Source organism: Mongoliitalea lutea, assembly GCF_014652135.1.
GTDB lineage: Bacteria > Bacteroidota > Bacteroidia > Cytophagales > Cyclobacteriaceae > Mongoliitalea > Mongoliitalea lutea.
In genome coordinates this window covers 158,730-178,755 of sequence record NZ_BMYF01000006.1, presented here as the reverse complement: position 1 = coordinate 178,755, position 20,026 = coordinate 158,730, and the positions used below count along the sequence as shown (strand labels likewise).

At 41.8% G+C, this 20,026-nt stretch carries 17 protein-coding genes; 2 read left to right on the top strand and 15 right to left on the bottom strand.

Features of this window, described 5'->3' with window-relative positions; translation table 11 throughout:
- Positions 1–47: 47 nt before the first annotated feature.
- Positions 48–884, bottom strand: coding sequence for a purine-nucleoside phosphorylase (locus tag IE080_RS06690; RefSeq protein ID WP_189579729.1), 837 nt, complete (start codon positions 882–884; stop codon positions 48–50).
- An 87-nt stretch (positions 885–971) separates the two neighbouring features.
- Between IE080_RS06690 and IE080_RS06685 the strand changes: the two genes are divergently transcribed.
- Entirely contained in the window at positions 972–1,496 is a 525-nt protein-coding gene (locus IE080_RS06685; RefSeq protein ID WP_189579785.1) for an NADPH-dependent FMN reductase, read from the top strand.
- On the opposite strand, the gene ftsZ is transcribed toward IE080_RS06685, so the two are convergent.
- From ftsZ to mraZ, 13 genes are all read right to left on the bottom strand, one after another.
- On the bottom strand, positions 1,497–3,128 hold the full coding sequence (gene ftsZ / locus IE080_RS06680; protein ID WP_189579727.1) for a cell division protein FtsZ: 1,632 nt from the start codon (positions 3,126–3,128) through the stop codon (positions 1,497–1,499).
- 111 nt (positions 3,129–3,239) lie between these two features.
- Positions 3,240–4,562, bottom strand: coding sequence for a cell division protein FtsA (ftsA, locus tag IE080_RS06675; protein WP_189579725.1), 1,323 nt, complete (start codon positions 4,560–4,562; stop codon positions 3,240–3,242).
- An 11-nt stretch (positions 4,563–4,573) separates the two neighbouring features.
- The gene (locus IE080_RS06670) at positions 4,574–5,317 is read right to left on the bottom strand and encodes a cell division protein FtsQ/DivIB (protein ID WP_229800529.1); all 744 of its coding nucleotides are present in this window, start codon (positions 5,315–5,317) and stop codon (positions 4,574–4,576) included.
- A gap of 8 nt (positions 5,318–5,325) precedes the next feature.
- Positions 5,326–6,717 (bottom strand): UDP-N-acetylmuramate--L-alanine ligase, encoded by a 1,392-nt coding sequence (gene murC / locus IE080_RS06665; RefSeq protein WP_189579721.1) that lies wholly within the window; start codon positions 6,715–6,717, stop codon positions 5,326–5,328.
- A complete protein-coding gene (gene murG / locus IE080_RS06660; RefSeq protein WP_373295121.1) occupies positions 6,714–7,826 on the bottom strand; it encodes an undecaprenyldiphospho-muramoylpentapeptide beta-N-acetylglucosaminyltransferase in 1,113 nt (370 codons plus the stop codon). The genes murC and murG overlap by 4 nt, the downstream gene beginning before the upstream one ends.
- Positions 7,826–8,995 (bottom strand): FtsW/RodA/SpoVE family cell cycle protein, encoded by a 1,170-nt coding sequence (locus tag IE080_RS06655; protein ID WP_189579719.1) that lies wholly within the window; start codon positions 8,993–8,995, stop codon positions 7,826–7,828. The genes murG and IE080_RS06655 overlap by 1 nt, the downstream gene beginning before the upstream one ends.
- Positions 8,992–10,341 carry a UDP-N-acetylmuramoyl-L-alanine--D-glutamate ligase gene (gene murD / locus IE080_RS06650; RefSeq protein ID WP_189579717.1) on the bottom strand — a complete coding sequence of 450 codons (1,350 nt, stop codon included), beginning with the start codon at positions 10,339–10,341 and terminating at the stop codon, positions 8,992–8,994. Before murD ends, IE080_RS06655 begins: the two co-directional genes overlap by 4 nt.
- A 1-nt stretch (position 10,342) precedes the next feature.
- Positions 10,343–11,554, bottom strand: a complete 1,212-nt coding sequence (gene mraY / locus IE080_RS06645) for a phospho-N-acetylmuramoyl-pentapeptide-transferase (RefSeq protein WP_189579715.1) — start codon at positions 11,552–11,554, stop codon at positions 10,343–10,345.
- A gap of 1 nt (position 11,555) precedes the next feature.
- Complete coding sequence (locus tag IE080_RS06640; protein WP_189579713.1) at positions 11,556–13,019, bottom strand: UDP-N-acetylmuramoyl-L-alanyl-D-glutamate--2,6-diaminopimelate ligase; 1,464 nt, start codon at positions 13,017–13,019, stop codon at positions 11,556–11,558.
- Positions 13,020–15,125, bottom strand: a complete 2,106-nt coding sequence (locus IE080_RS06635) for a PASTA domain-containing penicillin-binding protein (protein WP_189579711.1) — start codon at positions 15,123–15,125, stop codon at positions 13,020–13,022. It lies immediately after the preceding gene.
- Positions 15,122–15,502, bottom strand: a complete 381-nt coding sequence (locus IE080_RS06630) for an FtsL-like putative cell division protein (protein WP_189579709.1) — start codon at positions 15,500–15,502, stop codon at positions 15,122–15,124. Before IE080_RS06630 ends, IE080_RS06635 begins: the two co-directional genes overlap by 4 nt.
- A 1-nt stretch (position 15,503) precedes the next feature.
- On the bottom strand, positions 15,504–16,409 hold the full coding sequence (rsmH, locus tag IE080_RS06625; protein WP_189579707.1) for a 16S rRNA (cytosine(1402)-N(4))-methyltransferase RsmH: 906 nt from the start codon (positions 16,407–16,409) through the stop codon (positions 15,504–15,506).
- An 8-nt stretch (positions 16,410–16,417) separates the two neighbouring features.
- Positions 16,418–16,849 carry a division/cell wall cluster transcriptional repressor MraZ gene (mraZ, locus tag IE080_RS06620; protein WP_308428152.1) on the bottom strand — a complete coding sequence of 144 codons (432 nt, stop codon included), beginning with the start codon at positions 16,847–16,849 and terminating at the stop codon, positions 16,418–16,420.
- Between the two features lie 432 nt (positions 16,850–17,281).
- Between mraZ and IE080_RS06615 the strand changes: the two genes are divergently transcribed.
- Positions 17,282–18,508, top strand: coding sequence for a peroxiredoxin family protein (locus IE080_RS06615; protein ID WP_189579704.1), 1,227 nt, complete (start codon positions 17,282–17,284; stop codon positions 18,506–18,508).
- 49 nt (positions 18,509–18,557) lie between these two features.
- Here the strand turns inward: IE080_RS06615 and IE080_RS06610 are convergent, their stop codons facing one another.
- Positions 18,558–19,982, bottom strand: a complete 1,425-nt coding sequence (locus IE080_RS06610; RefSeq protein ID WP_189579702.1) for an SLC13 family permease — start codon at positions 19,980–19,982, stop codon at positions 18,558–18,560.
- Positions 19,983–20,026 lie beyond the last annotated feature (44 nt).

Here is a 20,026-nt window from a genome sequence, read left to right as displayed (position 1 = left end):
AATTATTTGTTAATCCATTCATGTGTATTATTAAACTTAGAATCAATTCATAATCGCTCTACTAACCCTCTTATTACTTTAGATAATTTTGGCTCAGCAATTGCAGCTGCAGCAAGCACTTCAGCAATGGATACTTTTTTAATATTCCCTGGAGAACATAAGTCTGTAATAGCTGAAACTGCAAAAATCTCCATCTCCATATGTCTGCCAACAATAACCTCAGGAACCGTACTCATTCCAACTGCATCCGCTCCAATAGTTCTTAAATACTTGTATTCAGCCCTAGTTTCTAGATTAGGGCCTTGAACAGCTGCATAGACACCTACATTGACATGAATAGCCTCTTCCTTTGCAACTGCTGTTGCTATATCGATCATTCGATGACTGTAAGGCTCACTCATATCAGGAAATCGAACTCCTAAAGTGTCCAAATTCTTACCTCTTAATGGATTTTCAGGAAATAGATCAATATGATCATTTAATATCATTAAATCACCAACAGAATAAACTGGATCAAGGCCTCCTGCTGCATTAGAAACAATCATTGTATTTACTCCTAACATTTTCAAGACGCGGACAGGAAAAGTCACTTCTTTCATTGAGTAGCCTTCATAATAATGAAAACGTCCTTGCATAGCGATGACTTGTTTGCCTGATAAGCGGCCAATAATTAATTTCCCTTTATGACTTTCAACAGTAGACACCGGAAAGAACGGGATATTTTCATAGGGAATCTCGTGTTCCACCTGTATATTTTGGATCAACTGACCCAACCCCGTACCTAATATGATTCCTATATCTATATTACTCTGGTAAATTTCCTGTATATATTTAGTAGCATGATTTATTTGCTCTAAATAATCTATTTGGGCTTCTGCTCTCATGTATTTGAATTTTTTTCCAAAATAAGAAAATCATTTATGTTTAAACCATTTTGAACGTTTCTTTGTATTCATCCTATGGAAAAATCTATCATCAAAATCATTGTAGGCACCAATCGGCCTCATCCTCTATCCAAGCAGTTAGCGTTGATGTATCAAAATAACCTACAGAAGCTAGGAGAATCGTCAGAAATTTTGGAATTGAATGAGCTGCCGCATGATTTTGCTTTTTCTGCATTGTATCAAAACAATGGAAAAAATCCTGCTTTCAATGCCTTTCATGATCGGGTGAAAGAAGGTGAAAAATTTGTTTTTATCGTTCCCGAATACAATGGCTCTTTTCCAGGCGTATTGAAGACCTTTATTGATGGCATGAATTATCCCAACCACTTCCGTGATAAAAAATGTGCTTTGGTGGGATTATCCTCTGGAGTTGGCGGGGGTGGCATCGCATTGAGCCACCTCACCGACATCTTCCATTACTTGGGGATGCATGTACTTCCCCTCAAACCAAAGCTAGCTAAGATTGAGGAAAATATGTCAGATAACCTGCTCACCAACAGGCTGTACATGGAATTACTTCTGTCCCAAGCGGAAATGTTGATTGATTTCTAATCAATCAACATTATCGTGGAGAAACTTATTGTTTCTCAAGATTTCATTATCGTCACTTAAATTAAATCTAGATACTTGCCTTTCAGAGGAATGCTGAACATCAGAAAGTTTTACTTGTTTCCGCAGATAAGCTGGAGTCTCCAAACTTTCTTTATATTCTTCAGGGTTCTGTCCATAGTTTTTCAAGCTCTTCAGCTTTTCAAATCGCTCATGTGCTCTTTGAATTGCCTTTTTCTTCATTTCTTCATAATAATCATTGCCATAGGAAGGTTTAGGCTCTTCTTCTTTAACTTTAGCCTCAACTTTTGACTGCTCATGTACTGGCTTAACCTCATATTCATAAGCAGGTGCTTTAGGAAGTTCCAAGTCTACTTTTTTGATTTCAGGCTCAGTAAACTCATAACTAGGAGTGTTGACTTCGGCATCTTCTTCTTTCTGAATAGGGCCTTCTTCTTCCTTTTTTACATCATTTGCTACTGTAAAAATGGGCTTTTCAAACGTAAGTGTAAGCATCTGCCCAACAGGCTGAATTTCTTCCTCTACTTGCTTTGCTTTTCCCGACTCTAAATCAATCACTTTGAAGCTCTCAGGCTTTTGATTATCGGCAGGCTCCTGTTCTGCTACAGGCTTAGTGCTTTTGGCAGGTGACGCAGTTGTCAATTTATCCATTTCAAATCCAGTAGCAATAACTGTTACCCGAATAGCTTTACCTAGGTCTTGATCTATACCTTGACCAAAAATGACTTCTGCTTCATCTCCAGCTCTTTCCTGAATGTATTCAGTGATTTCACTTAACTCGTCCATAGAAAGTTCATCATCTTCACCAGACATAATGGAAAGCAAAATCTTTTGCGCTCCTTTGATATCCACATTGTTCAACAATGGAGAAGCTATTGCTTTTTCAGCCGAACGAATAGCACGGCCTTCGCCTTCCTCCGTAGCAGAACCCATTACCGCAGCACCTGCGTCTTTCATAACTGTTTTCACATCTTCGAAATCCACGTTTACATCCTGATGGATCGTGATGATTTCGGCAATGGATTTAGCGGCAGTAGTCAATACGTTATCAGCCTTCGCAAATGCCGAACGGATGGCAAGATTTCCGTAGATTTCTCTCAATTTGTCGTTCAAAATAACCAATACAGTATCGCAGTTTTCACGAAGAGATTCAATTCCCTGCTGTGCAGCGATCATTTTTTTCCTTCCTTCAAACATAAACGGCGCAGTCACAATTCCTACCGTCAGAATATCCATATCCTTGGCGATTTTAGCTATGACCGGAGCAGCACCCGTACCGGTACCACCACCCATACCAGCGGTAATGAAAACCATCTTAGTATTATCTGAAAGCAACTCACGAATATCTTCTTTGCTTTCTAAAGCTGCATTTTTACCTTTTTCAGGATTTGCTCCTGCACCCAAACCTTCCGTGAGGTTGGCTCCCAGCTGAAGTCTCAATGGAACAGGGCTACTTTTCAAGGCCTGAGCATCCGTGTTTACTACAACGAATTCCACATCCTTGATACCTTGGTTGTACATATGGTTCACTGCATTGGAACCACCTCCTCCTACGCCAATTACCTTGATAATTGATTTGTGATTTTTAGGAAGATCAAATTTGTAATCTTTCATGTTATCTGACATTTAATGGTGTTTGTTGGTGAATATTTCTATTTTCATTTTTCAGCTTAAGAAAAAGGAAATGAAAAGTATTACTTATCATCTCCCTCAATATGATAAGCCCTAGTAACTATTATCAGGTATATCGCTGATAATAATGTCTTTCAATTTATTTTTGATAGTAAGTAGGATATTACTTCCCGATGGAGTGGAAGGCTTCCCCTTTTTACTACCTGATTGATTTAACCGTTTATCTTCTCCTTGTTTTTGCTTGTAGTAATCTTCCCGATCATCAAAAGACTTGAAACCAGCAAGTACTAGCCCAACAGAAGTTGCATACATTGGACTTTTGATTTCTTCTACTTTGCATTTACCTAAGTGTTCATTAGGGTAACCAATACGTGTATCTAAGCCTGTCAAGTATTCAAAAAGCTGCGCCACTCCCTGCAATTGAGACCCTCCTCCAGTCAATACAATACCACCTGCCAATTTCTTATAGTATCCACTGGCTACTAGTTCGCTTTGAACGTACTCGATGATCTCTTCCATACGCGCTTGGATAATGCTTGCCAGGTTTTTTATAGAGATCTCTTTCGGTGGTCTATTGCGCAAACCTGGGATGGAAACAATTTCATTTGGATTGGCTTCCTCTGGGATAGCTCTACCAAATTTGGTTTTTAACAACTCTGCCTGATTATGCAAAACCATGCAGCCTTCCTTGATATCCGTGGTGATGATATTTCCACCCAAAGGAATCACAGCTGTGTGACGGATAATGCCATCATGGAAAATAGCGATATCAGTAGTTCCGCCTCCTATATCAACCAAGCATACGCCTGCTTCCTTGTCCAAATCGCTTAGAACAGCCAAAGAACTTGCCAATGGCTCTAAAATCAATTCTTTAGAATACAAATCAGCTCTTCTGACGCATCTATTGATATTATTGATAGCGGTAGTTTGTGCAGTGATGATGTGAAAGTCAGCCTCCAATCGGGATCCAGACATTCCTACAGGATCTTTGATACCCGGTTCGTAGTCCACGGTATAATCCTGAGGCATGACATGGATGATGCTATTACCAGGAGGTACGACGATATTTTCCATATCGCTGGATAGCCTATGCACATCCTCTACAGTAATTTCCTCATCGTAGTTTGCACGGATAATGCTGCCATGGTGAATGGTGCTCTTGATATGCTGTCCCGCAATCCCTACGATCACGTTACCGATATCGACTTCCGCCATATCGCTCGCGTCTGCAACAGCCTTTTGAATAGCATTTACAGTTTTGTCAATATTGGTAACTATCCCACGGATGACTCCATCGGAAACAGCCTTGCCCATACCCAAGACTTCTAGCTTGCCAAACTCATTCTTTCGGCCTACCACAGCGCATATCTTGGTAGTTCCGATGTCTAAACCAACTATAAATTTATCGTTTTCCATAGCATCAACATTTACTCACAAACTATCTGATTCTTAAATTTCACATTCAATTTGTTGTAGGCATCCCAGCCTTTTTTGGGAAGAATTTGCTCATATAGCAGGGTGATTTTATGGAACTTCTCCTCCAAATCATTGGCATCACCAAACTCAATCACTTGATGTCCAACTTGCTGATACAAGCGTATATCTTTTTCTTTGACTAACTCAATCTCAGGAATCTGCGCTCTCCAAAAATCATCACCCTGGATGAAATTCACCAAGTTCATGATGGCAGGATAAGCCTCCAATAGATTCTCTTCTTGGGTCAATTGCTCGGCAAATTTTCCAGACAATAAAAGCACCCGAGTGGTATGTTTGGAAGAGGTAGGCAATACCAACCCCTCATCAGAGATGTAAGCATCAGCCTCCATAGGTTTTACAATTCTCGCAATCGGCACATGCTGTTGGATATCAATCGTCACATTCCCCTTCACATCTGTAAATACCTCCGCATTTTTCACAAAAGGATGACTGGAAACTTTCTTCTCAATCGCATACAAACTGACTTCTTGCATGGCAAGGCCTGATCTCAGATTGGGAAATTCACCCAAAACTAAATCTCTGATTTCTTCCTCACCCACAAAATACACATCACTTACTCCCTGAATATTGATTTCCAAGCCCGCCAACTTCTTTCGCGCCTCTTTCTTTTCTACCAAGGCGATGGAAGCGACTAGTAAGCTAGCTGCAAAAGCAAAAACCAATATTTTCTTCATGCCTGTGCTCATCCTTCTTGCATAAATTTGGTTAATGGCTCCACTAATCGATCAATATCTCCCGCCCCAATTGTCACCAACACTTCCGGTCTATGCTGTTCCAAGTAAGGAATCAGATTTTCCTTCGTTTGTAAGGTTTTTTGATCGGACAAAATATCGTCCAATAACATGGCTGATGTCACTCCTTCCATTGGAAGTTCCCTTGCCGGATAGATATCCAGCAAAACCACATGGTCCGCCAATGAAAGACTTTTGGAAAAGTCCTTGGCAAAATCACGCGTGCGCGAAAACAAGTGTGGCTGAAATACAGCCGTCAACTTGTACTGAGGATACATCGCCTTCACAGAACCGAGGAAAGCTTTGATTTCCTCCGGATGGTGTGCATAATCATCTATAAATACTTGGTTTTCTTTTTGAACCAAGATTTCAAATCTTCTCTTTACCCCTCTGAAACTAGCAATTCCTTCTCTTACGGCTTCCTCTGAAATACCAAAATCCAAGGCGATGGAAATGGCCGCTACTGCATTTTCCACATTGTGATAGCCTGGCATATGCAATTCTAAGCCCTCAATAACCGTCTGAGGATTGCTATAGTCAAATACAAAGGATACCGGCAAAGGCTTGATATTGCTGGCCGCATACCCAACTTTTCCAAGTCCATATACCAGAATATCCTGAACCTTGAAACCTGCTAAAGGCAACTTTTGAGAAGCCCCTTCGCTGATATACAATTTCCCGTTTGCTGGAATCAACGACGCAAAAGATTTAAATCCTTGAAGCATTTCCTGACCATCTCCGTAGATATCCAAATGGTCCGGATCTACGCTTGTCAACACCGCTGTATTTGGATGCAGATGAAGGAAGGATCGGTCAAACTCATCGGCCTCCACGACTATCACAGGCTCGGAAAGGTCTTGATCCGGAAGAATCAGATTGCTCTGATAATTCTGGGTCAATCCACCTAAAAATGCTGATATATTCACTCCTCCCACTTTGAGCAAATGAGCCACCATGGATGAAGTTGTCGTCTTACCATGTGTTCCTGCCACTGCTACAGTAGGGATCCCTGCTGTGATAAAACCCAATACCTCTGCACGCTTATGCAATGCATATCCTTTGGAAAGAAAATAATTCAACTGAACAGCATCTTTTGGAATCGCTGGAGTCCACACGATCAGGCATGATCCCTTATCCTCCTTGATTGCTGATGGGATTGCTGCTTCTGAATCATCAAAGCTGATAGCCATACCCTCCAATTCCAAGGCATCCGTCAAGGCAGAAGGCGTACGGTCATAGCCGGTCACCACCTTACCCAAATGGTTAAACCACCGGGCAATAGCGCTCATACCGATACCACCGATACCTAAGAAATGGACCCTATGGATGCTTTGTATGTTCATTTAATAATTGATTCCAATGCTTCAATGATTTCTTCTGCTGCTGACGGCTTCGCCAGCGTTTGAATATTTTTACCTAGTTCCGCTACCTGAGCAGGATTTCCCAGGATTTGATCAATCGTGTTTTTCAAATTCCCCACTACCTCTGCATCTTTCAGCAAGACAGCAGCATGGGCCTGTACAAAAGCCATTGCATTTTTGGTTTGATGGTCTTCTGCCACATTGGGAGAAGGGATAAAGACTACTGCTTTTCCCACCAAACTCAATTCTGAAACAGATAACGCACCTGCTCTCGATACAATCAGGTCAGCCGTTGCATAGGCCAAATCCATCTCCTTTAGAAACTGCATCGGGTGGATGTGTTTCAGTTGAGCAGCCTGCACTTGTGCATGCATGTCTTCGAAGTAAAACTTCCCTGTTTGCCACAATACCTGATAGCCTGCATGCTCCAAAGCTTTCATATCTGCCAACATCGCTTGATTGATCGTGCGTGCGCCTAAACTTCCACCAATCACAAGGATGGTTTTTCTATCGGCACTTAGGCCAAACTTTTCTAGGCCAAACTCCTTTTTCCCATCCAAATTCAGAATATCCTTCCGAACCGGATTTCCTGTGAAGACCAATTTATCTTTAGGGAAAAACTGCTCCATATTCGGATAGGCCACGCAGATTTTATATGCTTTTTTAGCCAGCAACTTATTGGTCAAACCAGCGTAGGAATTTTGCTCCTGAATAAGGGTTGGGATTTTTTTACGCTGTGCCATATACAATACCGGTGCACTTGCATATCCTCCAACTCCCACAACTGCATCCGGCTTAAATTCCTGAATCAATTGCCCTGCCTTTTTCAAGCTATTTAATAATTTGAATGGCAAGCTTAAATTGCTTAAGCTCAAGCTTCGCTGCAATCCTGCTACTTTCAATCCTTCTATTCTATATCCTGCTTCAGGTACTTTTTCCATCTCCATCTTTCCTTCAGCACCAACAAATAGGAACTCTGTCCTTGGAAAGCGTTCTTTCCAAGCATTCGCTATGGCAATAGCAGGATAGATGTGCCCTCCGGTACCTCCTCCACTTATCATGATGCGATATATTCCTTTTGCTTGATCCATTAGGCAGCCTGAAATGCTTTTCTTCGTTTATTTTGATCCGGTGCCGCATCCAGTTGATCCTCATGATCACCTCGACTCACACTGAGAATAATTCCTATCGAAAATCCTGTAAGAAATAAGGATGTCCCTCCCATGCTCAACAAGGGCAAAGGCAATCCTGTAATTGGTCCTAAACCAACCGCTACCGCCATATTGACCATGGCTTGCAAGACCAATGCAAAGCTCAAACCTGCAGAAAGCAATCCCCCAAATGGTTTGGTAGACGATACGACGATGCGCATGCCACGGTAGAGTAATGCCAGGTATAAAAACAGCACACCCACTCCCCCAATCAATCCGTATTCCTCCACAATGATGGAATATATAAAATCAGAATACGGGTGAGGCAAGGTATTGCGCTGCTCGGATTTGCCAGGACCTTTTCCAGTTAATCCACCAGTTGAAATGGCTATAAAAGAATGCTCAGCCTGATATGGAATTTCCTCCTTATTTGCGAAGGATGCTATCCTAGATTGGAAAGTACCACCACGCTGACCCAACATCATCGCTGCGGAAAGAGCAATACCCCCTACTAGCAACAAAAGAGCGATTTGCTTCAACGGCACCCTTCCGATAAACATCAGCAACAAGCAAGTTGAAAACAACAAGATTGCCGTGGACATATTGGCCAACCCAATCAATAGACAGATCAAACCTACCACCAAAATCATGGGGATCAAGGACTGCTTGAAATCGGCAATATTGCGCTGTCTTTTGGCCAATAAAGAAGCCAATGTGGCTATTAAAGCCATTTTTGCAACATCTGATGGTTGAAAAGCAATATTGGTCCAAGGTATTTGGAACCATCGATTTGCTTCGTTAACAGCTGAGCCGAAGAAATAAGTAACAAGCAATAAAGGCACAGATAGCATCAGCAAAAACTTACCGAGACCACCATAATACTTATATTTTATATTACTTGCTATCCACATCAAGAAAAGCGCAAAACCTACATATAACGCATGGGAGAATAAATATTTCTCGGTATCCCCTCCCGCTCTTTTATGCGCTAAGGTTCCTGTCGCTGAGTACACGACCAGAATGCTGAGGATAGAAAGTAGAATCACGATGAACCAAATGATTGGATCGCCTTTCAAATTTCTATCAAACCATGCTTTCAGTGCGTTCATACGACCATCCCCCTTTCTAATGCCAGTACGGATTCTCTAAACTGATTTCCTCTATCTTCATAATTTTTGAAGAGGTCAAAACTTGCACAAGCTGGAGAAAGCAATACAATATCTCCTGCCACTGCTAATTCCATGGATAGTTTGACCGCCTCACACATATCTTCGGTCTCCTGTATCTGTGAAATATGTGCACCAAATGCCTTCTTCAATTTTGAATTATCTTTTCCCAAACAGACCAAGGCTTTTACTTTACCTTCAATGATCGGATAGAGTACACTGTAATCATTTCCTTTGTCCACTCCCCCAGCTATCCATACCAAAGGGCTTTTGAAGCTATCCAAAGCGTAGGCAGTGGCATCTACATTGGTACCTTTACTATCATTAATGAAAGTCACTCCATTGATGCTACCGATAGGCTCCATTCGATGGGCAGCATTTTGGAATGTTTGGATACTTTTTCGAGTACTCACCTCAGAAACCCCAACTGCTTTGGCCGCTAATAACGCCATCATTGCATTGAGCACATTGTGCTTCCCTTGAATGGAAAGTTCAGCAACTGAAATCGACCAATTTTGTATTTGAATAGTATCATCACCTTCCAAATACGCATCCATCCCTTCTTTGGAATCCAATGACACTTTCCGAACACTTGCATTGACCTGACTTAGAGAAAATCCTCTTTGGGTCAATGCATCCGCTGCATAAATAATAGCAGTATCTGAAGCCTGCATACGCGCAAAAAGCGACATCTTGGACTGTATGTAATTATCAATCTCGTAAGCATAGCGATCCAAATGATCCGGAGTGATATTGGTCAATACCGCAACACTTGGCTTGAATGTCACAAAACCATCTATCTGAAAACTGCTCGTCTCCAACACCCACCAAGCATGATCTTTGCCTTCGGCTAATTGACCTGCCCAACTTTGACCTACGTTTCCAGCCAACCCCACATCAATTCCTGCTTCTTTCAAGAGGTGATAAGTCAATAAAGTGGTAGTAGTCTTACCGTTGGTTCCAGTGATTGCGATCACCTTTCCTTGCGTAAACCTGCTGGCAAATTCCAACTCGTCTATAACTGCTATTCCTTTGGCAATTGCGGCTTGAATGATCTCCGCCTGAGGAGAAATCCCAGGACTCTTGATAATTAGATCAGCTGCCAAAACATGTTCAGCTGAATGCCCCCCTTCTTCAAAAGCAATGGAAGCATGGTTCAACTGCTCTTTTCTATCTGCACGGATAAAACCACCATCGGATACCCACACGGCATAGCCCTGCTGTTTGGCAAGCATTGCTGCTCCCATTCCGCTTTCGCCTGCACCTACTATGACTATCCTTTGTTGCATCTTATCGTAATTTCAATGTTGCGAGTGTGATAATGGCTAATAGAATTCCAATGATCCAGAACCTCGTCACAATCTTAGCTTCATGAATATTTTTCTTTTGATAATGATGATGAAGCGGAGACATCAAAAAGATTCTTCTACCTTCACCATATTTCTTTTTTGTGTATTTGAAGTATGACACCTGAATAATTACAGAGGCATTTTCAATCACGAAAATCCCGCATAAAATCGGTAGCAATAACTCCTTCCTCAAGGTCAACGACAACACTGCAATCACTCCGCCCAACATCAAGCTCCCGGTATCTCCCATAAATACTTGGGCTGGGTAGGCATTGTACCAAAGGAAACCCACACATGCACCCACAAAAGCCGCACAGAAAATAACCAACTCCCCGGAATTCGGGATGAAGAAGATGTTGAGGTATTGTGAGAAAATAGCATTACCTGAGATGTAGGCGAAAATGGCTATTGCTAGCCCAATAATTGCCGAAGTACCTGCTGCAAGTCCATCGATGCCATCCGTAATATTGGCACCGTTGGACACGGCAGTAATGATGAAAATCACCAAAAGAATATAGAGGATTGGCGTAACGCCTTCTCCTAAGAATCCAAGGAAATTTTCGTAATTGAGTTCGTTATTTTTTAAGAACGGAATGGTTGTTTTTGCAACTTTAACATCTCGGTAAGCGGGTGTTTCTACCACACCTTCTTCGATGGACACAGGATTGGTGAATTCTCGCACGACAACTCCTTCATGGAAATATAAGGTAGCTCCTACAATAATCCCGATGATGATTTGTCCTGCAATTTTAAACCGGCCTCTGAGGCCTTCTTTATTCCTTCTGAATACCTTGATATAATCATCCAAGAACCCAATTACACCCAACCATACAGTGGTTACCAATAAAAGAATAATGTAGATGTTATTGATATTGGCAAACAACAAGGTCGGTATGATAATACCTGCCATAATCATGAGTCCTCCCATGGTAGGTGTTCCTTTTTTCTCTGCTTGTCCTTCCAAGCCAAGATCACGAACCGTCTCACCGATTTGCTTGCTTCTGATCCAATCGATGATGTTTTTACCGAAGGTGATGGTGATGATGAGAGACAAGAGTGCCGCCATACCTGCTCTAAAAGAGATATAGCGGAACACTCCCGTTCCAGGGACATCAAGCACTCGGTCTAAGTATTCAAAAATTGGATACAACATGTCAATTTTTTTTCAATAGTTCTAGTAATTCAAGCGCTACTGCGCGATCATCAAAAGGATATTTCACCCCTTTAATTTCCTGATAGGTTTCATGTCCTTTTCCTGCAATCAAAATGATATCCCCTGCATTGGCTAGAATACCGGCCGTTTTGATCGCTTCTCTTCGGTCCACAATGGTCATGGTTTTTTTAAAGTCCACTGGATTGACGCCAGCTTCCATTTCCTTCAGAATAGCCTCAGGCTCTTCATCCCGTGGATTATCGGAAGTCAAAATCACTCGATCGCTTAATTGTGTAGCGATCTTTGCCATCAAAGGACGTTTGCTTCGGTCACGATTTCCACCACAACCCACAACCGTGATTACCTGCTCCCCTCCGGTGCGCACACCCGCGATAGTTTTGAGGACATTCTCCAAGGCATCTGGTGTATGTGCATAGTCTACAATCGCAGTAACACCACCTACATGTATTTGATCAAATCTTCCTTGAGCACCACGTACTTTGGACAATTGCATCAACACCTCTTCTTCATCTTCACCCAACAATACTGCCGTACCATACACTCCCAAGAGATTGTAAGCATTGAATTCACCGATCATGCGAAACCAAATCTGCTTATTGTTGATATCCAGTTCCAACCCTTCAAGAGTGTTGGACAGTACCTTGGCTTTGAAGTCAGCAGGATATTTTAGTGCGAATGTTTGATGGGTCGATTTACAATTTTGTAACATCACCATGCCCCGCTTATCATCTGCATTTACCAAGGCAAATGCGTCCTTAGCCAATTCATCAAAAAGTTTTTTCTTAGCTTTAATATACTCATCAAAAGTGCCGTGGTAATCCAAGTGATCATGAGTGATATTGGTAAACACTGCACCTGCCAAGTGAAGGCCTGCAATTCTTTCCTGCACAATCGCATGAGAACTCGCCTCCATAAAGCAATGCGTACAACCTGCATCTACCATTTTTTTCAATAGTGCTTGCAATTGTAGAGAATCAGGAGTAGTATGAGAAGAAGGCACTATCGAGTCGTGGATGCGATTTTCTACAGTAGAAATCATCCCTGAGCGATAGCCCATCTCCATAAATAACTGGAAAAGAAGTGTGACGGTGCTAGTTTTACCATTGGTACCGGTCACCGCCACAAGCTTCAGCTTCTCAGATGGATTTTCGTAATAATTGGAAGCCATGATCCCCAAAGCGCGAGGAGAATTGACTACCTGGATGTAAGCAACTTTATCCAACTGTTCTGATGGAAGTTGTTCGCAGACGATGCAAGACGCACCATTAGCGATGGCTGTAGGGATAAAGTCGTGCCCATCTACCTGAGTACCTGGTATGGCAACAAATAGATCACCTTGCTTCACCTTACGGCTATCAAAGTGAATCTCCCCGATCACCTGCTCCATATCTCCAACAGTAGATACTAGGGAGACTTTGTACAATATGTCTTTCAGCACTCTCATTTATCCCAAAACCAAATTAATGATGTTATTTTGTTGTACTGGTGCACCAGCTGGTATAGACTGATCTTTTACCTTGCCTTTACCCTGATAAATAACCCGTAAACCCTTATTTTCCAATACATACAATGCATCTCTCAATGTCATTCCGCTCACATCTGGCACTGTTTTTTCAGTATTGGCTTTTTGCTGCCATTGAATGGATTTTGATTGTGAAACAGGTCTCACCCAAGCATCTGCACTTCCCTGAAAATGATTTGAAATTCCAAATTTGTTACAGATCATTTGGAGTTCGTCCACTTTACCTGTCTTGATGGCAGGAAATGTGGTTGCTGATGCTTTAAATATTTTAGAAGGAATTCTATGATTAAGCTCGATGTCTTGAGAAAAAATCATGTCAGCAATTTCCTTGAACACAGGGGCTGAAATATCTCCTCCATAAGCATTGAAACCAACCGGACTATCAATCACTACAATGGCCGAATACTTGGGCTTGTCAGCTGGGAAATATCCTGCAAAAGAAGTGTAGTAGCGTTGGGTATATCTTCCATCGACCAATTTCTGAGCGGTCCCTGTTTTTCCAGCAATTTTATACTCATTGCTATAGATATTTCTGGCCGTTCCGTTAGTCACCACTCCTTCCAACAGTTCTTGTAATTGCTTGATCGTCTTGTCGGATGCGATTTTTTTACGTAGAATCTCTGTCTCAAACTTTGTATCCACTTTACCACCTTTGGCGATAGCCTGTACAATGATGGGCTTGACCATGGTGCCATTATTGGCCACCGCATTGTACAGCATCAAGGTGTGAAGAGGTGTCAATTTGGCTTCATAGCCTATAGACATCCAAGGCAAGGTAGTGCCATACCATAGTTTGCTTCCAGGCTTTTTGAAATACGGTTCACCTTCACCGATCAATTGGAACCCAACTGACTTATCCAACCCTACCTTTTCTAAGTATCCGACAAACTTTGATGGATTATGACCGAAATTCTGCTCTACTAGTTTGGATACGCCAATATTGGAAGACTTTTCAAAAACCTCTTGTACAGTCAATACGCCGAATCCACCTGTTCTGGCATCGGTCATTTTTCGATCGTAAAACTTGTACACTCCTTCTCCTGTATCTACTTTGTCAGAAAGACCAACTTTCCCTTCTTCCAACAAAGCCAACATGGAAAGTAATTTGAATGTAGATCCTGGCTCTGTCAATCCTTGGTCTCCAATGGCATAATTATAATTCTCTCCGTATCCTCTCCCGTTTTTATTTTTCTGCAAATTGGCAATGGCCTTTATATGCCCTGTAGCTACCTCCATAACGATAACCGAACCAAATGCCGCATCTTTGGCAATTAACTGACGGAGTAATGCTGACTCGGCTACATCCTGAATATTGACATCCAAGGTAGTCATCACATCAAATCCATCGTCTGGCTTTACATCTGCTGCATCGAATACAGGTTTCCAAACACCTCCTGCTATTCTCTGAAACAATGCTTCTCCGTTTTTCCCAGAAAGGTATTCATTGAAACTGTATTCCAACCCAGCTCCGTAATCATCTTCATTAACAAAGCCCACTGTCCTTCCGGCAAGATCCTTGAAGGGCCTATAACGTTTTTCTACTTTTTCAAACAATACTCCTCCACCATTTCTACCTCTATTGAAAATCGGCCAAGAACTCATCTCCTGCATCTCCTGATACCCAACCTGAGTCCTATTGAGGATAAGGTAACGCTTCTTGGATGAGCGGGCATCACTGATCATTCGCTTGTAGGCTATCGCAGATTGGTCTTTGTAAAATGCAGCTAACTTATTGGCAAGGGTATCGATTCCTGCTTTGAAAACTTCATCGGAGGCTACCATGGGATCCAATGCAACTCTGTAAAAAGGCAAACTTGTAGCCAATAAACTACCGTCACCTGCATAGATATTACCTCTCGTGGCTGAGATAGGTCTCATTTGATAGTGTAAATTCTCTGCTTTTGCTTCCCAAACATCCCGCTCAGACACCTGTAATACCATAATTCTATAAAAAATAGCGATAGCAAAGATCGCCACCAAGATGAAGGCGATTCTTACGCGTAACACTATAGAACTTTTGATATTCACTTTTTTGATATTATTTTAAATGGTGGTTCTTTAATTTCTTCTATTCCCAAAATCTGGATCTTTTTTGCTACTTCTGATTGCTTACTGCTGTACATAAATTCGGCTTCCAGCGTAGTGACATCTGCCCTCAAATCCTCTACTTCCAGTTGCACCCGCTCGATTTGCCTGATCATCCGTTCAGAACGGTGATTGCTCCAGATATAAATCATTGCTATGAGAGCGGCGTACAAAATCGGAGGCACAAACTTTACCGGAATGCCCTCTCCGAAAATGGCTGTAACATTCAGCTTTTCGTCCAAACGAGAGAAAAGACTCTTTTGAGGGCCTTTTGATTTGCTATTCGCTTTGATTCGCTTTCTGAAAGTATTCTCAGTCATTTTAGTTTTTTTTGGCAATTCTCAATTTGGCACTTCTCGCACGGTTATTTCGAGCGATCTCTTCTGCATCTGCCACGATAGCCTTGCGAACTACCGAGTCCAAGGGCTTGATTGGATTCCCGTAGAAATCCTTTTCCAACTCTCCCTGAAACTTTCCTTTATTAATGAAATTTTTAACTAAGCGATCTTCCAAGGAATGATAACTCATAATCACCAATCTTCCCTCCGGCTTCAACACTTCCACTGTCTGTAATAGCATCTCTTCCAAAGCACCCATCTCATCGTTTACCTCAATTCTCAATGCCTGAAATACTTGTGCGAAGTATTTAAACTCCTTCCCTCTCGGGGCAAACTTTTGCAAAAACTCCTTGAAATCAGCTGTCGTATCAAAAGCCTTCATTGCTCTGCGTGATACTACGGCCTGTGCAAGCGTTTTAGCATTTTTCACCTCTCCGTAAATCCCGAAAATTTTATGTAATTGACCTTCTTCGTAGGTATTCAATACTTTTCCAGCTGTAAGTTCAAGATTACTGCTCATGCGCATATCCAAGGCTCCGTCAAAACGGGTCGAAAACCCACGACTTGGCTCATCAATCTGATGGGAACTGATCCCTAAATCGGCCAAAATACCATCCACTTGCTTCACACCATATAGCTTCAGATACTTTTTGAAATCTCTGAAATTTGCCTGCACAAAGGTAAACCGACTGTCATTCGGTACATTTTTCTCAGCGTCCGTATCTTGATCAAAACCATAGAGATGCCCTCTATCCAAGTTCTTCAAGATTTCCTTGGAATGGCCTCCTCCACCAAAGGTTAAGTCTACATAGATTCCATTCGGATCTATAGCCAAGCCTTCAATGCAAGGAGTAAGCATTACGGGGATATGATAATCTCTGATAGTCATTTATTAAATTATGAGAGGTATTGATCCATCAATTTGGAAAGCTCCGCAGGATCCAAGGTATTGTCTTGATATTTTCCAGGACTCCAGATTTCAATCAATCCGTTTACGCCGCAAACAACAGCATCTTTATCTATTCCCGACCATTGTAAAAATGGCTTTGGAATTAAAATACGACCAGCACTATCCAATTCCACTTCAGCCATACTTTCAAAAAAACTCCTCTTAATTTTTCGCTGAATTGGATCTCTATCTGAAAGGGATTCAACTTGGTGCAAAAGTTTTTTGAACTTGACTTGAGTGTACAACGCAAGACAGCCATCGTCACCATAACGTAAGATGAGTTCGGCGCCATTGGACTCTGGAATTGCCGCCTTTATTTTGGCAGGCAATGCCAGACGACCTTTTGCGTCGATCTTGACATCATACTTACTGTTGAACATTCCCATGGGCTTATCTTGAGTTTGCTGTAATCACAAAAGTAAGAAAAGGTTTTACACAATCCACCACTTTACCCCACTTTTCTCCACTTTTTTATAAAACTATTCAAAAGTTTCAGATATCCCAATTTTTTTCCGAAAAATTCTCAATTATTTAACTTGAGTATCAGTTGCTTGAGGCCTTTAGTCAAGCTAAAAAAAACGCGTCAAAAATCCAAAAAAAACGCATTTTTTCAATCAAAACAAGGGTTTTTAACTAACTAATAAACACACATTTTGGAGATGGGGAGAAAAGTGGGAGAATTTCCCACTTTTTTGAAGTTTTTGGGAAGTTTTTACGAAATGTGGCAGAAACCTTCCATATAATTCCTATTAGTTTGCTAGGATGATTGGGCAGCAATGGAGTAATTTTGGGCGGTTTTACTACAAATTGCTATGAAAAATCATGTGTTTATAACCTTACTGCTGATTGGGGCTCTTTTCAGCTGTCAAACCAACGAAGAATCAAGCTTAGACCTATCCGGGGATTGGCGTATGGAGTTGGTTATCAGTCCAGATGCTATCCCATTTCAACTTACCTTTCAGGAAAGTGGAGAAAAGTGGGAGGTTTTTATCAAAAATGATCGGGATATTCATCATTTTGAAGACATCTTGATCAAAGAGGACTCCATTTTCATTCCCATGGGTGTCTTTGATAGCATTCTTAAGTTAAAACTTGAAAAGGAGAATACCATCAGTGGAGGATTTATCAAAAACTTTGTGCCTGATTACTTCATTACTGTACTAGGATCTAAGGGTTTTAACAGCAGATTCCCTGTAGGTACAGAACCGTCAGTTGATTTTTCAGGCAGATGGAAGGTTAGATTCAGCAAATCAGATGGAGATGGATACGATGCGATCGGTTTATTCGAGCAAAATGGCAATCGAATCAGCGGAACCTTTCTTACTCCTCTGGGTGATTATAGATTTTTGGAAGGCAATGTTTCGGGAAATGAAATGCTTCTAAGCACCTTTGATGGAAGTCATGCATTTTTATTTCAGGCTGCCTTATCGGAGGCTGGAGAATTAATAGGGATATTCAGAAGCGGGCCTCGCTACAGAGAGACCTTTTCTGCTGAGCGAAATGACACCTTTGAATTACCCGATGCTTATAGCATGAACTATCTTAAGGAAGGATATGACCGCATAGAATTTGAATTTCCGGATGTCAACGGAACGATGGTTTCTTCCAATGACCCCAAATTCCAGGACAAAGTAGTACTTATCCAATTATTTGGTACTTGGTGTCCAAACTGCGTGGATGAAACTCGCTTTTTAGCTCCTTGGTATGAGCGGAATAAAGATAAGGGAATTGAGATTATTGGATTGGCCTTTGAAAGCAAAGCCGACTTTGCCTATGCAAGCGAGCGGGTTAAAAAATCAATTGAACGACTGGAAGCAAACTATACTTTCCTCATCGCAGGCAGCAGTAATAAAGAAGAAGCTTCTAAAGCTCTACCAGCACTCAATCGAGTGATTGCGTTTCCAACTTTAATCTACTTGGATAAATCGGGAACAGTCAGAAAAATCCATACAGGCTTCAACGGCCCCGGAACAGGCACATATTATGAGCGCTGGATCGAAGAACATGAAGCTTTAGTACAGGAGCTATTAAAGGAATAAAAAATGAAACCGCCATTGCATCACAATTTTACAATGGCGGTTTTCTTGATTATTTAAAGATCAAGGCATAAACTAGAACCAATCCAAACCCTAAAACAGGCCCAACAAACATCATCAAAATCCCTCCAGGCCTGAAACTTTTTTGTTCTACCAAGCCCGTGGAAAACGCGATGGCATTAGAAGGAGTAGACACAGGAAGTAATAATGCACAGGAACAACTGATCGCAATTATCAGTGGTGTAGCCAATCCCCACATTCCTGGTAATGCCAACCCTAAGGGGACAAGAATAGATGCCGCTGCTGTATTACTCATGATATTGGAGATAGATACACCAACAAATGCAAAAATGGCGGCTACCACAAAAACAGATACAGGCAGCGTGGAGATACTTTTCATGATGATATCCGTTAAGCCAACATCCACCATCGCAATACCCAAAGCCAAACCACCCGCTACCAACATCAAGGTATCCCAAGGTAATTTACGCACATCTTCAGCCCGTACCACTTGCAGCATGGTCAACAATACGATCGGAATAGCCGAAGTCGCTGCAATCGGCAGGCCATGAATAGGCTCGGTTAACCAAGCAGTCACTGTCACAATCAACGTGAAAATCACCGCATTTTTTTCAAATTTTGGCCGATTATCAGGACGGGACTTGGTGATTTCAGACATATCCAGCTTGATTCCATCGAGTTTGAGCGTCTTTTTCAAAAACCACCAAAACAGATACAAGGTGATAAATGCCAAAGGAATTCCAAAAATCATCCAATCGATAAAAGTAATATTGATTCCCTCTTTTTGAAGCGCACCTACCGCAATTGCATTGGGTGTACTTCCAATGATGGTGCCCATACCTCCCAGTGTAGCTGCTGCGGGAATCCCAACCATAAGCGCTTTGGAATAAGGCGAGTCTTTTCCTAACATGCGGACTACCGGAAGAATGGATGAAATCATCATTGCTGTTGTAGCCGTATTGGACATCACCATACTGGCTACTCCAGTCATCAACATCAAACCTAATAAAAGGCGGTTAGGCTCTGTACCGAAGCGCTTGATGGTCATCTTAAAAAGATCGCGATCCAATCCCACAATACTCATCCCTTCTGCTAGAAAAAATCCTCCCAATAACAACCAAATCACGTTACTGGTCCAGGTCCCAAGGTACATTTCTACTGGCTTTTTGGCATCTTCCAAGATATAATCCGTCCCAAAGCCCAACAAAATCCCTGTGAAAATAAATATACCTACTGCAAAAGGCGGAATAGCCTCGGTTACCCAAAGACCCACGGCCAAAACTGCCAGGAAAAAGACATAATTTACCTCTTGTCCATATCCAAGGTTACTGAATAATGAGGTGGTTATAATCGCCAGAATGAAGTTACCGGCAAAGGAGGTGGTAGCCCAGACCCATCCGTATTTTAATTTGGTATACAGACGGGCGGCGGCCCTATGGGAATCTGTGTGTGACATGAAAAATAGGTTTGATCGACTATAAATTTACGATAAACCTTTAT

Bases quoted from the DNA above. Each gene is read 5' to 3' on its own strand.
- mraY (WP_189579715.1), bottom strand. From the start codon at position 11,554: ATGTTGTATCCAATTTTTGAATACTTAGACCGAGTGCTTGATGTCCCT.
- IE080_RS06610 (WP_189579702.1), bottom strand. From the start codon at position 19,982: ATGTCACACACAGATTCCCATAGGGCCGCCGCCCGTCTGTATACCAAA.
- ftsA (WP_189579725.1), bottom strand. From the start codon at position 4,562: ATGGAAAACGATAAATTTATAGTTGGTTTAGACATCGGAACTACCAAG.
- IE080_RS06655 (WP_189579719.1), bottom strand. From the start codon at position 8,995: ATGAACGCACTGAAAGCATGGTTTGATAGAAATTTGAAAGGCGATCCA.
- IE080_RS06670 (WP_229800529.1), bottom strand. From the start codon at position 5,317: ATGAAGAAAATATTGGTTTTTGCTTTTGCAGCTAGCTTACTAGTCGCT.
- murC (WP_189579721.1), bottom strand. From the start codon at position 6,717: ATGAACATACAAAGCATCCATAGGGTCCATTTCTTAGGTATCGGTGGT.
- IE080_RS06630 (WP_189579709.1), bottom strand. From the start codon at position 15,502: ATGACTGAGAATACTTTCAGAAAGCGAATCAAAGCGAATAGCAAATCA.
- murD (WP_189579717.1), bottom strand. From the start codon at position 10,341: ATGCAACAAAGGATAGTCATAGTAGGTGCAGGCGAAAGCGGAATGGGA.
- IE080_RS06690 (WP_189579729.1), bottom strand. From the start codon at position 884: ATGAGAGCAGAAGCCCAAATAGATTATTTAGAGCAAATAAATCATGCT.
- IE080_RS06615 (WP_189579704.1), top strand. From the start codon at position 17,282: ATGAAAAATCATGTGTTTATAACCTTACTGCTGATTGGGGCTCTTTTC.
- murG (WP_373295121.1), bottom strand. From the start codon at position 7,826: ATGGATCAAGCAAAAGGAATATATCGCATCATGATAAGTGGAGGAGGT.
- rsmH (WP_189579707.1), bottom strand. From the start codon at position 16,409: ATGACTATCAGAGATTATCATATCCCCGTAATGCTTACTCCTTGCATT.
- ftsZ (WP_189579727.1), bottom strand. From the start codon at position 3,128: ATGAAAGATTACAAATTTGATCTTCCTAAAAATCACAAATCAATTATC.
- mraZ (WP_308428152.1), bottom strand. From the start codon at position 16,849: ATGTTCAACAGTAAGTATGATGTCAAGATCGACGCAAAAGGTCGTCTG.
- IE080_RS06640 (WP_189579713.1), bottom strand. From the start codon at position 13,019: ATGAGAGTGCTGAAAGACATATTGTACAAAGTCTCCCTAGTATCTACT.